The organism is Pseudomonas sp. DCA-1, assembly GCF_046523955.1.
Classification (GTDB): domain Bacteria; phylum Pseudomonadota; class Gammaproteobacteria; order Pseudomonadales; family Pseudomonadaceae; genus Aquipseudomonas; species Aquipseudomonas putida_Y.
Map to the genome: position 1 here is coordinate 3,210,146 of NZ_CP169881.1, position 13,678 is coordinate 3,223,823.

Here is a 13,678-nt window from a genome sequence, read left to right on the forward strand (position 1 = left end):
TACTCAAGCTTAAGCGAAACGCACGGGGTTTTTGCGGATGGGAATGGACCCAATAACTGCAAATGCCCCCCCTCTGCGCATGGTCATTTCTGCTCGGCAAACGCCTGCTCTGCATTCCAGCCGCCGCCCAACGCAGCCACCAGTTGCACACTGGCCACCAGGCGCCCTTGCAGCAGGTTCAGCACGCTGCGCTCGTTGCTCAGCGCCGTGGTTTGCACGTTGACCACATCCAGATAGCCGATCAGCCCGGCGCGGTACTGGTTCTCGGTCAGACGCAACGACTCACGGGCGGCATCAAGCGCCTCTTGGCGCACCCTGGCTTCATCGCCATACACTTTCAGTTGAACCAGCAGGTTTTCCACTTCCTTGAAGCCGTCCAGCACGGTCTGGCGGTACTGCGCCACCGTCTGGTCATACACGGCCACCGTGCGGTCGACCTCGGCGCTGCGTTTGCCGGCGTCGAACAGGGTCAGCGCCAACTGCGGGCCTACCGACCAGTAGCGGTTGGGCAACTCGATCCAGTTGCTGAAGCTGCTGCTGGAATATCCGCCACTCATGCTCAGGCTGAGGTCCGGGAAGTAGGCTGCCCGCGACACCCCGATGTTGGCGTTGGCCGCCATCACGTTGCGTTCGGCTGCAGCGATGTCCGGGCGTCGCTCCAGCAGTTGCGAAGGCAGCGAAACCGGTATTTGCGGCAACGCGGGAATAGCCTTGCTGTCGGCCAGGGCGAAGTCGGCCGGAACCTTGCCCAGCAGCACGGCGATGGCATTTTCGAACTGCGCACGCTGCCAGATCAGGTCGATCAGGTCAGCCTGGGTGCTTTTGAGCTGGGTGCGGGCCTGGGCCACGGCATCCGGGCCGGCGACACCGGCACGGTACTGGTTTTCGTTCATTCGCAGTGAGCGTTCATAAGCCGCCACGGTGGCTTCCAGCAAGCGCTTCTGCTCATCGATAACCCGCAATTGCAGGTAGTTCTGCACCAGCTCCGACTGCTGGCTCAGTCGGATCGACGCAAGGTCGGCGAAACTGGCTTCGGCACTGGCCTCGTTGGCATTCAAGGTTTCACGCAGCTTGCCCCACAGGTCGATCTCCCAGCTCACGCCCAACTGCGCGTTGTAGGTGTTGCGAATGCCACTGCTGTTATTGGACAGGCTGGAACTGGAGCTGCCGGTGCCCTGCGCCGAGCGGTTCTTGCTGGCGCTCAGGTCCAGGCTGGGGAACAGCGCCGCGCGGCTGCTGCGCACCAGTGCCTGGGCCTGGCGGTACTGGGCTTCTGATTGCGCCACAGTCTGGTTGCTGCGGTTAAGCTCTTCGACCAGCGCATTGAGCCCGGCATCACCGTAGATCTCCCACCAGGCGCCGCGGGCGATGGCGTCGGAGGGCGAGGCCTGGGTCCAGCCTTCGGCATGCTTGAACTGCGCCGCCGTGCTGTTCAGCTCGGGGCGGTGATAGTCGGGGCTCAGGGTGCAGGCACTGAGCAAGGCCGCGCACAACCCGGCGCTGAGCAGGCGCGAGCCACGGCCACGGGTCAGTGCTTGCAGGGCACGGTGAAGTGGGGTCTGGGCAAAAGTCATAGCGGGGTTTCCAGGGCGGCGTCGGTGCGCACGCCGCGCCAACGGTTGAAGCGGTGGCGCAGGCGGTCCAGGTACAGGTAAACCACCGGCGTCGTATAAAGGGTGAGGATCTGGCTGAACACCAGGCCCCCGATGATGGTCAGGCCCAGCGGCTGACGCATTTCTGCGCCCTCAGCCTGGCTCAACAGCAATGGCAATGCGCCAAGGATCGCCGCCAGGGTGGTCATCAGGATCGGCCGCAGGCGCAGCAGGCAGGCCCGGCGTATTGACTCTTCCGGCGAAAAGCCATGATGGCGCTCCAGTTGCAGGGCCAGGTCGATCATCAGGATGGCATTTTTTTTCACCACCCCGATCAACAGGAACAGCCCCAGCAACGAGATCAGGCTGAACTCGCCACCGGTGACGTACAGCGCCAGCAAGGCTCCGACGCCCGCCGAAGGCAGTGTCGAGAGAATGGTCAGCGGGTGAATGTAGCTTTCATACAGAATGCCCAGCACCAGGTACACCAGCAGCAGTGCGCCAAGGATCATGAATGGCTGGCCCTGCTGGGTCTTGGCAAAGGCATCGGCAGTGCCGCCGAGCTTGGCAATCACCTCCTCGGGCAAGCCCAGCCTGGCCACCGCGCGTTCCAGCGCCGCCATGGCCTGGTCGGGGCTATAGCCCTCGGCGACGTCGAAGGCGATGTCTTCCGAAGCGAACTGGCCTTCGTGGCTGACCCGGTCGTTGGCCAGGCTGTTCTCGTAGTGAGCGATGGTCGACAGCGGCACCCGGGCGCCGTCGGCGGTGATCACCTGCACTTGCTCGAGCGTGCTCGGGTCCCAGGCGTATTTCGGGTTGATCTCCAGCACCACCTGGTACTGGTTGAGGCTGTCGTAGATGGTGGAGATCTGCCGCTGGCTGTAGGCGTTGTTCAGTACTGCGGTGACCATGTCCATGTCGATGCCCAGGCGCTTGGCCTGGTCACGGTCGACCACCAGCGTCACCTGCTGGGTACCGGCGCCATCACGGGCGTCGATGGCGGTCAGCTCAGGCAGTGCACGCAGCGCAGCGACCACCTTGGGGAACCATTCGCGCAATGCCGAAAGGTCGCCGCTTTGCAGGGTATACAGGTACTGCGAAGAGGTCTGGTCACGCCCACCGCCACCCAGTTGCAGGTCCTGGTCAGCCATCAGGAACAGGCGCCCGCCGGGCACTTTGGGCAGTTCCTTGCGCAGGCGTTCGATCACTTTCTGCGCATCGATCTTGCGCTCGCTGATCGGTTTCAGGCGCACCAGCACAAAGGCGTTGTTGGTACCGCTGTTGCCGCCGATGAAACCGGCAACGCTCTGCACGGCAGGGTCGGCCAGCAAGGCGCGGCGGTAGATTTCCATCTTCGGCTGCATCACGCTGAACGACAGGCCGTCGTCACCACGGATGAAGCCCATCAACTGGCCGGTATCCTGCTGGGGCATCAACGTTTTGGGTACTACCACGTACAGGGCGATGTTGATGCCGATGGTGGCCAGCAGGCTGAGCAGGGTCAGGCGCTTGTGGCGCAGGGCCCAGCCCAGGCTGCGGTCATAGGCAGCAACCATGCGCTGATGCAGCTTGTCGCTCCAGCGCTGCAGGCGGCTCTGCTCGGCCTTGTGCGGCTTGAGCCAGCGGGCGCAGAGCATCGGCGTAAGGGTCAGCGACACCACCAGCGAGACGATGATCGCCGCCGCCAGAGTGATGGAAAACTCCTGGAACAGGTTGCGCACGATGCCGCCCATGAACAGGATGGAGACAAACACCGCCACCAGCGACACGTTCATCGACAGCAAGGTGAAGCCCACTTCCTTGGCGCCCAGGAAGGCCGCCTTCATCGGCGGCTGGCCGTTCTCGATGTGCCTGGAGATGTTTTCCAGCACCACGATGGCATCGTCCACCACCAGCCCGGTGGCAAGGATCAGCGCCATCAGCGACAGGTTGTTGAGCGAGAAACCGCACAGGTACATGACCGCGAATGTACCCACCAGCGATACCGGCACCGCCAGGCTGGGGATCAGCGAGGCGCGCAGGCTGCCGAGGAACAGGTAGACCACCAGGATCACCAGCACCACGGCGATCAGCAGGGTGTGCTCGGCCTCTTTGAGGGTGGCCTTGATCACGGGCGAGCGGTCCATGGCCACGTTCAATTGCACGCTGGCTGGCAGCAGCGACTGCAGTGCCGGTAGCTGGGCCTTGATCTGGTCGACCGTTTCGATGATGTTGGCGCCGGTCTGGCGGTTGACCACCAGCAGCACCGCTGCCTGGTCGTTGAAGAAGCCGCTGTTGTAACGGTTTTCAACGCCGTCGGTGACGGTCGCTACGTCAGACAGGCGCAAAATGGTGCCGTTCTGCTGGCGAATCACCACCGGCTCGTAGTCCTTGGCGCTTTCCAGCTGGTCGTTGGCCCGCACCTGCCAGTTGCGCTCGGCGTCCTCGACAAAGCCCATGGGCCGGCGCTGGTTGGCGTTGGACACCGCAGTGCGCACCTCGTCCAGCGACAGGTTGTACTGGTTGAGCAGTTGCGGCTCGACGGCAATGCGCACGGCCGGCAGCGAACTGCCACCGATCTGCACCTCCCCTACCCCCGATACCTGAGCCAGGCTCTGTGAAAGGATGGTGTCGGCCAGGTCATACAGCTGGCCTTTCTGCAATACATCCGAGGTCAGCGACAGCACCATGATCGGCGCCTGCGACGGGTTGATCTTCTTGTAGGTGGGCATGCTGCGCATGCCGCTGGGCAGCAGGTTGCGGGTTGCGTTGATCGCCGCTTGCACCTCACGGGCTGCGCCATCAATGTCACGGCCCATCTCGAAGCCGATGATTACCCGTGTCGACCCCTGGCTGGAGCTGCTGGTGAGCGTGGTGACACCGGCGATGCTGCCGAGCTTGCGTTCCAGCGGTGTGGCCACGGTCGAAGCCATGACCTCGGGGCTGGCACCAGACAGGTTCGCCGACACCACGATCACCGGGAAGTCCATTTGCGGCAGTGGCGCCACCGGCAGCAAGCCAAAGCTGACCCCACCCAGCAGCATGATCGCCAGGCTCAACAGCATGGTCGCCACCGGGCGACGGATGAAAGGCCCGGACAGGTTCATGCCTGAGCCTGCTTCACGTCAGTGGCCGGGCGCCAGCGGCGGGCCAGGCGATCGAAGTACAGGTAGATGACCGGGGTGGTGAACAGCGTCAGCACCTGGCTGACCAGCAGCCCGCCGACCATCACCAGGCCCAGTGGCTGACGCAGCTCGGCGCCGGAGCCGGTGGCAAGCATCAGCGGCACCGCGCCAAACAGCGCGGCCAGGGTGGTCATCAGGATCGGCCTAAAGCGCAGCAGCGCCGCCTGGTAGATGGCATCGCGTGGGCTCATGCCCTGATGGCGCTCGGCCTCCAGGGCAAAGTCGATCATCATGATCGCGTTCTTCTTGACGATACCGATCAGCAGGATGATGCCGATGATGGCGATCATGCCCAGGTCGTTACCGCTGATGAGCAAGGCCAGCAAGGCACCGACCGCCGCCGACGGCAGGGTCGAGAGGATGGTGACCGGGTGGATGTAGCTTTCGTACAGCACCCCCAGCACGATGTACATGGTCACCACCGCCGCCAGAATCAGCAGCAAAGTGCTCGACAGCGACGCCTGGAAGGCCTCGGCCGCACCCTGGAAGCGGGTTTGCACACCCAGCGGCATGCCGATGTCCTTCTGCACCTGCTCGATCACCTGCACGGCTTCGCCCAGCGACGCGCCGTGGGCCAGGTTGAACGACAAGGTCACTGCCGGGAACTGGCCGATGTGGGAAATAGCCAGCTGGGCTTGACGCTGCTCGATCCGCGCCAGCGCCGAAAGGCGCACCTGGCCGCCATCGGTGGCCTTGACGTGAATCGATTCCAGCGCCTGCGGGCCGATCGTGGCGGCGTCCTTGGCCTGCAACACCACGCGGTACTGGCTGGCCTGGGTGTAGATGGTCGAAATCTGCCGCTGGCCGAAGGCGTCGTACAGGGCATTGGTGATCTGCGACACGCTGATCCCCAGGCGGCTGGCCATGTCACGGTCGATGACCAGGTACACCTGCAAGCCCTTGTCCTGCAGGTCGCTGGCCACATCGGCCAGTTCCGGGCGCGGCTGCAGCGCCTGCACCAGCTTGCCGCTCCACTGCGCCAGCAGGTCGGCGTCCGGTGACGACAGGCTGAACTGGTACTGGGTCCGGCTGACCCGGTCTTCGATGCTCAGGTCTTGCACCGGCTGCATGAACAGGCGGATGCCCACCAGCCGGTCGACTTGCGGCTGCAGGCGGCTGATCACTTCGCTGGCGCTGACATCGCGCTCGCCGTGGGGCTTGAGGTTGATCAGCAGGCGACCGCTGTTGAGCGTGGCGTTGTCGCCGTCTACGCCAATGTAGGACGACAGGCTTTGCACGGCCGGGTCTTGCAGGATGACCTTGCTCAGGGCCTGCTGACGTTCGCTCATGGCGGCGAACGAGGTGGACTGCGGCGCCTCGGAAATACCCTGGATCACCCCGGTGTCCTGCACCGGGAAGAAGCCCTTGGGCACGAACATGTACAGGAACACCGTGAGCACCAGGCTGGCCACTGCCACCAGCAGGGTCAGCGGCTGGTGCTTGAGCACCCACTGCAGGGCACTGCCGTAGTGCTTGATGAGCCAGTCGATCCAGGCGCCACTGGCACGGTAGAAGCGGCCTTGTTCTTCTTCCTTGGGCTCGCGCTTGAGCAGACGCGCGCACATCATCGGCGTCAGGGTCAGGGACACCACCAGGGAAATCAGAATGGCCACTGCCAGCGTGATGGCGAACTCGCGGAACAGGCGTCCGACCACGTCAGCCATGAACAGCAACGGGATCAGGACCGCAATCAGCGAGAAGGTCAGCGAAATCAGGGTGAAGCCAATCTGCCGGGCGCCCTTGAGCGCCGCCTGCATGGGCGTCTCGCCCTCTTCGATATGCCGGGAGATGTTCTCCAGCATGACGATGGCATCATCGACCACAAAGCCGGTGGCGATGGTCAGGGCCATGAGTGTCAGGTTGTTGACCGAGAACCCTGCCAGGTACATGACCCCGAACGTCCCGATCAGCGACAGTGGCATGGCAATCGACGGAATGAGGGTGGCGCTGAAGCGGCGCAAGAAGACGAAGGTGACCATCACCACCAGAACGATGGCGATCAGCAGCTCGTGCTGCACGTCCTTGACCGCGGCGCGAATGGTCTGGGTGCGGTCGGTCAGCACCGACACATCGAGGCCGGCCGGCAGGTTGTCGGTGATCGACGGCAGCAGGCCCTTGATGCGGTCGACCACTTCGATCACGTTGGCACCCGGCTGACGCTGGATGTTCAGCAGCACAGCATGGTTTTCGTTCGCCCAGGCGGCCAGCCGCTCGTTTTCGGCGCCATCGACGATTTCAGCCACATCTTTCAGGCGCAGCGGCGCACCGTTGTTGTAGGCCAGGATCAGGTTGGCGTATTCCTCAGGAGAGCGCAGCTGGTCGTTGGCATCGAGCATCGACACCCGGGTCGGGCCATCGAAGTTGCCTTTGGGCTGGTTGACGTTGGAAGCACCGATCAGCGTGCGCACGTCATCCAGATTCAAGCCGTTGGCCGCCAGGGCGTCGACGTTGACCTTGATGCGTACCGCCTGGCGCTGGCCACCGGCAATGCTGACCATGCCCACGCCGCTGATTTGCGCAAGCTTTTGCGCCACGCGGGTATCGACCAGGTCGTTGAGCTTGGGCAGCGGCATGGTCTTGCTGGAGATGGCCAGGGTCAGCACCGGAGTGTCGGCCGGGTTGACCTTGTTGTATACCGGCGGTGCCGGCAGGTCGCTGGGCAGCAGGTTGCTGGCGGCGTTGATCGCGGCCTGCACCTGTTGCTCGGCAACGTCCATGTTCATGTCGAGGTTGAAACGCAGGGTTAGCACCGACGCGCCGCCAGAACTGGTCGAGGCCATCTGTTCCAGGCCCGGCATCTGGCCGAACTGGCGCTCCAGTGGCGCGGTGACGGCGCTGGTCATCACCTGCGGGCTGGCGCCGGGGTACAGGGTCATGACACGAATGGTCGGGTAATCCACCTGCGGCAAGGCGGAAACCGGCAGCAACTTGTAGGCGATCAGGCCGGCCAGCACGATGGCCAGCATACTCAGCGTGGTGGCGACCGGGCGCAGGATGAACAGGCGCGACAGGTTCATGCGCCCGCCTTGCCTGCTGCGTTGCCGGGTTGTGCTTCACCTGTTGTTTGGGCCGCGCCCTTGGCTTCCTGCCCTTGCAGGTGCTGGCCTGGGCTGGTCGGCACTTGCGAGCTGTCTTCGACCACTTCCACCTTGGTGCCTTCGCGCAGGCGGTCGGTGCCTTCCAGCACCAGGCGGTCGCCGGCCTTCAGGCCGTCGAGAATGACGCTGTTCTCGCCATCACTGGCGCCCACCTTCAGCTTGCGGACATTGACGGTGCTCTGCTCGTTGACCACATAGGCGAAGGTGCCATCGTTGCCAAACTGGATAGCCGCGGCCGGCGCCATGACCACCTGCTTGAGGGTGTCGGCCAGCAAGCGCACGTTGACGAACTGATTGGGGAACAGGGCCAGGTCCTTGTTCTCGAAACGGCCTTTGAACTTGAGTGTGCCAGTGGTGGTGTCGATCTGGTTGTCGATGCTGCCCAGCACACCGGTGGACTGCAGCTTGCTGTCACTGCGGTCCCAGGCCTCGACCGGCAGGCTGGCGCCACTGCGGTAGCGCTCCAGCACAGTGCTCAGTTCGGTTTCCGGCAGGGTGAAGGCGACGTTGATCGGCTCGGTCTGGGTAATCACTACCAGCGCGGTGGTGTCGTTGGCGGCCACCAGGTTGCCCAGATCGAGCTGGCGCAGGCCCACCCGGCCACTGATCGGCGCACGGATCTGGGTGAAATCGAGGTTCAGGCGGGCGTCGTTGACCTGTGCCTGATTGGTCTTGACCAGCCCTTGGAACTGCGCAACCTGGGCTTGGGCAGTGTCCAGGGTTTGCTTGGCGATGCTGTCTTCGGCGTACAGGCCTTTATAGCGGGCCAGGTCGACCTGAGCGTTCTTCAACTGCGCCTGGTTCTGCGCCAAGGTACCTTCGGCCTGCTGCAGGGCGATGCGATAAGGGCGCGGGTCGATTTCGGCCAGCAGGTCGCCGGCCTTGACGCGCTGGCCCTCCTTGAAGTGGATTTTCACAAGCTCGCCAGCCACGCGGCTGCGCACATTGACTGTATTGGTCGCGGTGACCGTGCCCAAGGCTTTGTAGTAGAGCGGGAAGTCGCCTGTCCGCACCGGCACGACGCGTACCGGCACCGGGTCGCTGGAACCGCCAAAACCTGGGCGGCCGCCGATCATGCCCATGCCCTTGCCACCGCGCCCGCCACTGGCCTCTTTATGCGCAGGCGTCGCTGCGGGCCACAGCCACCAGGCCAGTGCAGCCACCAGCAGCAGGATCAGCAGGCCGACGAGCCAGCGACGGAGGGAACGGGAATTGGACGCTTGCATGGGTTGAACGAACCTTGTTCGGAATGACGACTTGGGGAGGATGAACGATAAGCACTGCCATCGTTTTAGCAAAGGGCCTTTACCAGAGGTTTACCTTTGCCTGACGTTGCCAAGAGGCGGAATTTTAAATGAAAACGGCCCGGAACGTGTTCCGGGCCGTTACAGGGTGTTGCTTGGAGCGGTGACGGGCCTGAAGGTTCGGTTGCCTGGTCTGGCCCTTTCGCGGGTGAACCCGCTCCTACGGGGATGTCACAGCCTTTGAAACCTGTGCCGCACGTTGTAGGAGCGGGTTTACCCGCGAAGAGGCCATCACAGGCTACAGACGCCCGCCCTGCCCCACGCAATCCTTACTTCAGTACAGCCAGCGCCGCGTCGTAGTTCGGCTCGTCAGCAATTTCGCCAACCAGTTCGCTGTGCAGCACCTTGTCGTTCTCGTCCAGCACCACCACGGCGCGGGCGGCCAGGCCGGCCAGCGGGCCGTCGGCAATGGCTACGCCGTAGTTTTCGAGGAACTCGCGGCCACGCAGGGTCGACAGGTTCTTCACATTGTCCAGCCCTTCGGCACCGCAGAAACGTGCCTGGGCGAACGGCAGGTCAGCCGAGATGCACAGCACCACGGTGTTGGCAACGTCGTTGGCCTGGGCGTTGAACTTGCGCACCGAGGTGGCGCAGGTCGGGGTATCGACGCTTGGGAAGATATTCAGCACCTTGCGCTTGCCGGCGTAGTCTTTCAGCGACTTGTCAGCCAGGCCTTCACCTACCAGGGAGAAAGCCGGAGCCTGGGCGCCGGCCTGTGGCAGGTTGCCGTTTACCTGGACCGGGTTGCCTTTGAGAGTCACTTGAGCCATGACGAAATCCTTATGCGGGGTTTGAAAAGGACACTGAGTTAAGCATGAAGGCAGCCGGGTGCCTATGGGGGGCAGGTGAAATTGTTCCATTGCCGGACGATTTTTGTGGACAAAAAATGCCGATAGCCGCGGTTACGGCCAGTTGCCTCACAGTTCACGACCGCCCATCCACACCTCCCACTCCGAGTGCGGAGCACAGTGAGCTAATTGATATGGGCGGTACAACGCTGCTCCCAAAATCGCTGTGAGGTTTGTGCCAGAGGCTTTAAGACGCAGTTGGATTGGCACCTCGTGACTATAAGGGTAACAAATCCTACAACTTCATCGGAAGTTTCGCTACAAAGTTTGCCTTGTACATCTTCAAAGTGACGCTAACATCAGACAAGTCGCAATACCGCGACGCATAAATGGAGATTCAAATATGAAAACCATCAAGATGGAGTCTACAAAACTGGCCAACCTGGCCCTTCTGGTCAAAAAGAGCCAGTAAGCCTTAACCGATGAATGCTGAAGCGCAGTGCCGGCCTGCGCTTTAGCCAAAGGAGGAAAAATGGTAAGCAGAGACTGTTTTTTTATCGCCAAGGATAACGCTCTGATCTGCTGGGACTTCAACAATCACAAGCAGTATGAACTTTCAGCCGAGCACGCAGAAAAACTGATATCGATCATTTACGGCCACCCCTGCAATGACCCAACTGATCCCACACTCAAAGATCTAAAGCGCTGCGAGATAATCACTGACCGCACAACGGATGAAAACGCTTGGGGATGGGACATTCTCTCTAGAATCTTTCATATTGGAACCAAAAACATACCGCTAGACGATCAACCAACCAGTACGCATCAATGGGCCAACCAATACCTGGAACATTGCAATGAAGTATTGAGTGAAATACCTCCTGCCGCCGCCGATGAGCCAACAGCAGGCATCCAACTGCCAACCACAAGCAACGCCAGTGAGTTCGATAAAATTCTCGGGCGGCGGGCAACCGTGAGAAACTTTCATCGCTCATTAATTCCAATAGCTGAACTAGGGCAAATTTTACACCACACGCTAGGCTTTATTGACACTCGAGCCCTGGATCATGAAGAAGGAGGGATTGAGCAATTCAACAAGCGGCGTTGCAGCCCATCAGCAGGAGGATTGAATGCCACCGAAGGCTATGTATACATAGCGAATGTCGAAGGTATAGCGCCAGGAATTTACCGGTATGACCCTCACATGCATCAGTTATACTGGCGTAATCCGCTGCCTCCAAGATTGGGTGACTTGTTCTCTGGACAACATTTCGCCAACGATATACCAGTGGGATTATTCCTTACCTCCAGATTCGATAAATTGTGGTGGAAGTACGAACATTCGCGTGCTTATCGGATGGCACTGATCGAGATAGGCCATGTGGCACAGACCTTTCAGCTGGCTGCTACCGCCTGCGGAATGAATACCTGGCTAACTGGCGCATTGAATGAGTGCTTGATTGAACCACTGCTGAACCCTATAAACGCGAATGAGCAGGTCCTTTTCTTTGTCGGCTGTGGCTACAGTGATGGGTCCGCCATTCCCGACTGCCTAAAGTCCATCTTGAAAAAAACCGAGGCGAGCTGACATATGAACAAGTTAGCCAACCGCAGTATAACCTTGTTTCGGAATTGGCACTCCTCCAGCGCTGTCCGTTCGCGACCCTACGCTTATCAATTCACAAAAGCGGATTTCGCTCAGACAGACCCCGGCTTATGGTTCCCCATCGCACTCAGTCCAGCACTGGCTCATGATGCAATAAAATCCCTTCCCAAAAAAGAATTGCTGATCGCACATGCATCTCATCTAGTATATTTTATGGACTATACCACAGCACTAGAGATGACGCATGTCAATGAGGCTGTACGTTGCATTGTAACTGGAAGCCTGAAGAAATACTTTGAGAACAAAGAGCGCCGCATCGCTTTAAAAATATACGCGGATGAAGCGTATCACGCATTATTTTCAAAAGAGATTGCAGATCACGTAGCACAGCATTTCAACTTAGTACGCATCAGGCCCGCTCGCCTAGATAGGCTAGATCGTGTTATAGATAAAAGCCCTCCAGCGTTCGAATGTTTAACCCGCTTCTGCATCGGATTTGTGTCAGAAACCTTGATCACTCACGAACTCCTTAAGTTATCTAGCGAGGCGCTCGTTGGCCCAGTGACGAACATGCTAAGGGATCACTTGCATGATGAAGGCCGCCATGCAGTCTTCTTTTCCGAGTGTTTCGTCAGCTTGTGGCGAAATATTTCCAAGATGGAGAAGGACTATGTGGCTCAAATTTTACCTGAGGTGCTCATAGCTTTCTGCCAGCCCGACCTATCATGCTTGCGAATGCTACTCAGAAACCGACCAGACCTAGAAGACGAAATTTCTGCTTATGTGGAGGCAAACTGGACGATCCGAATGATCGAAATTTGCGGGCCGACACTTCGAGCAATTCAGCACACTGATTTGCTGGATGATGAAGGCTATTTCTTGCAATTCCAATCGGCGGGGTTGATAGCATGAACCGCCCCACTGGTTCGCTTCGGCGCCACCTGTGCTCGACGTTGCTGATTTTGTTATGTCTGCTGGGTGTATTTCCTCTGGACGTGATCCTCCCATCATTCCCGGCGCTCTCAGATGAGTTTCGGGTCAACACAAAACAGATTGCGTACTCAGTGAGCTTTTTTGCTGTTGGTGTGGCCATGGCGCAAATCGTGATCGGCCCGCTGTCAGATGGCATCGGGCGCAAGCGTTTGTTGCTCGCTGGGTTGAGCGTATCCATTGTGGGGGCGCTCGGTTGCGTATTTTCAACCCAATATGAAACGTTCATGGCCTTTCGCTTGGTGCAGGCCCTGGGTTGCGGCAGCCTCGTGCTAGGCCAGGCGCTTGTGCAGGACCTCTACAGCGGTACACAACGCAATGCCATGCGCATCCTGTTAACAAGCGCGAGCGGGTTGTTCATCTCCCTGTCACCGCTGGCAGGTGCCTTTCTTCAACAGTCCTTTGGCTGGGAGGCCAGCTTTACGGTATTCGTGATCATCGCTGCAATCGTTTCACTTTTATCGTGTGTGCTGCTCCATGACACACCTGCGTCGCATGACCGGGCGCCAAGCATGTCCAGTTATCGGGTGATGCTGCGAGACACGGACTATCTCGCGCATTCCATGCTGTCCAGCCTCGCCTTTGCCTGCCATTTTTCCTTTATCGTCATAGCGCCCTTGCTGCTGATGGGCAGGCTGGAGCTGACGGCCTATCAATTCTCTCTGGTCTTTATCGGCTATGGGTTGGCATACATCGTCGGCGGCATGGCTGCGACCTACTTGAACAGTCGCGTAAGCCCGCAAGCTCAAATAAAAGCAGGCTTGCTGCTTATAAGTACTGCGGGCATCACCCTTTTGATGTGGGAATGGGTGGCAGATTTATCTGTGCTGGGGGTTCTACTGCCGATGATTGTCTGTACCACCGGGACAACCCTGGTACGCCCCGCCGCAACGACCCAGGCTTTGGCGCGCTATCCACGTCAGGCAGGTGCGGCAGCGTCGCTCAATACGACGTTGCTGTTCGCCGGTGCCGGTTTGACGAGCAGTCTGGTCACAGGCTTCGAAAGCGCGCTACCGGCAGGCTTGGGCGTGCTGTTCGTGGTGGCCAGCCTGTGCGGGTGGTGGCTGCTTGCATGCACCAAGGACGATGGAATGCAACGCTGCTGAAACTTTGATCAGGCAAAAAAATGCCCGGGT

General features: G+C 60.1%; 8 protein-coding genes. 3 read left to right on the plus strand and 5 right to left on the minus strand.

What is annotated here, in order from left to right; translation table 11 throughout:
* Positions 1 to 83 precede the first annotated feature (83 nt).
* The 5 genes from ACE4QZ_RS15150 to tpx form a co-directional block, all read right to left on the minus strand.
* Positions 84 to 1,574 carry an efflux transporter outer membrane subunit gene (locus ACE4QZ_RS15150; RefSeq protein ID WP_021781682.1) on the minus strand — a complete coding sequence of 497 codons (1,491 nt, stop codon included), beginning with the start codon at positions 1,572 to 1,574 and terminating at the stop codon, positions 84 to 86.
* Positions 1,571 to 4,678 (minus strand): efflux RND transporter permease subunit, encoded by a 3,108-nt coding sequence (locus ACE4QZ_RS15155; RefSeq protein WP_021781683.1) that lies wholly within the window; start codon positions 4,676 to 4,678, stop codon positions 1,571 to 1,573. Before ACE4QZ_RS15155 ends, ACE4QZ_RS15150 begins: the two co-directional genes overlap by 4 nt.
* A complete protein-coding gene (locus ACE4QZ_RS15160) occupies positions 4,675 to 7,773 on the minus strand; it encodes an MdtB/MuxB family multidrug efflux RND transporter permease subunit (protein ID WP_410480088.1) in 3,099 nt (1,032 codons plus the stop codon). Before ACE4QZ_RS15160 ends, ACE4QZ_RS15155 begins: the two co-directional genes overlap by 4 nt.
* Positions 7,770 to 9,080, minus strand: coding sequence for an MdtA/MuxA family multidrug efflux RND transporter periplasmic adaptor subunit (locus ACE4QZ_RS15165; protein ID WP_021781685.1), 1,311 nt, complete (start codon positions 9,078 to 9,080; stop codon positions 7,770 to 7,772). Before ACE4QZ_RS15165 ends, ACE4QZ_RS15160 begins: the two co-directional genes overlap by 4 nt.
* Before the next feature lie 347 nt (positions 9,081 to 9,427).
* Complete coding sequence (gene tpx / locus ACE4QZ_RS15170) at positions 9,428 to 9,928, minus strand: thiol peroxidase (protein ID WP_012052082.1); 501 nt, start codon at positions 9,926 to 9,928, stop codon at positions 9,428 to 9,430.
* A 550-nt stretch (positions 9,929 to 10,478) separates the two neighbouring features.
* On the opposite strand from tpx, the gene ACE4QZ_RS15175 reads away from it, so the two are divergent.
* From ACE4QZ_RS15175 to ACE4QZ_RS15185, 3 genes are read left to right on the plus strand one after another with little or no spacing between them, the layout of a single operon-like run.
* Positions 10,479 to 11,534 carry a SagB family peptide dehydrogenase gene (locus tag ACE4QZ_RS15175; RefSeq protein WP_021781686.1) on the plus strand — a complete coding sequence of 352 codons (1,056 nt, stop codon included), beginning with the start codon at positions 10,479 to 10,481 and terminating at the stop codon, positions 11,532 to 11,534.
* Positions 11,535 to 11,537: 3 nt separating this feature from the next.
* A complete protein-coding gene (locus ACE4QZ_RS15180; protein WP_021781687.1) occupies positions 11,538 to 12,464 on the plus strand; it encodes a diiron oxygenase in 927 nt (308 codons plus the stop codon).
* A complete protein-coding gene (locus ACE4QZ_RS15185; protein WP_021781688.1) occupies positions 12,461 to 13,648 on the plus strand; it encodes a Bcr/CflA family efflux MFS transporter in 1,188 nt (395 codons plus the stop codon). Before ACE4QZ_RS15180 ends, ACE4QZ_RS15185 begins: the two co-directional genes overlap by 4 nt.
* Positions 13,649 to 13,678 lie beyond the last annotated feature (30 nt).

What these genes read in the sequence shown, in the direction of transcription:
- ACE4QZ_RS15150 (WP_021781682.1), bottom strand. Translation starts at nt 1,574, where the DNA reads ATGACTTTTGCCCAGACCCCACTTCACCGTGCCCTGCAAGCACTGACC.
- ACE4QZ_RS15155 (WP_021781683.1), bottom strand. Translation starts at nt 4,678, where the DNA reads ATGAACCTGTCCGGGCCTTTCATCCGTCGCCCGGTGGCGACCATGCTG.
- ACE4QZ_RS15160 (WP_410480088.1), bottom strand. Translation starts at nt 7,773, where the DNA reads ATGAACCTGTCGCGCCTGTTCATCCTGCGCCCGGTCGCCACCACGCTG.
- ACE4QZ_RS15165 (WP_021781685.1), bottom strand. Translation starts at nt 9,080, where the DNA reads ATGCAAGCGTCCAATTCCCGTTCCCTCCGTCGCTGGCTCGTCGGCCTG.
- tpx (WP_012052082.1), bottom strand. Translation starts at nt 9,928, where the DNA reads ATGGCTCAAGTGACTCTCAAAGGCAACCCGGTCCAGGTAAACGGCAAC.
- ACE4QZ_RS15175 (WP_021781686.1), top strand. Translation starts at nt 10,479, where the DNA reads ATGGTAAGCAGAGACTGTTTTTTTATCGCCAAGGATAACGCTCTGATC.
- ACE4QZ_RS15180 (WP_021781687.1), top strand. Translation starts at nt 11,538, where the DNA reads ATGAACAAGTTAGCCAACCGCAGTATAACCTTGTTTCGGAATTGGCAC.
- ACE4QZ_RS15185 (WP_021781688.1), top strand. Translation starts at nt 12,461, where the DNA reads ATGAACCGCCCCACTGGTTCGCTTCGGCGCCACCTGTGCTCGACGTTG.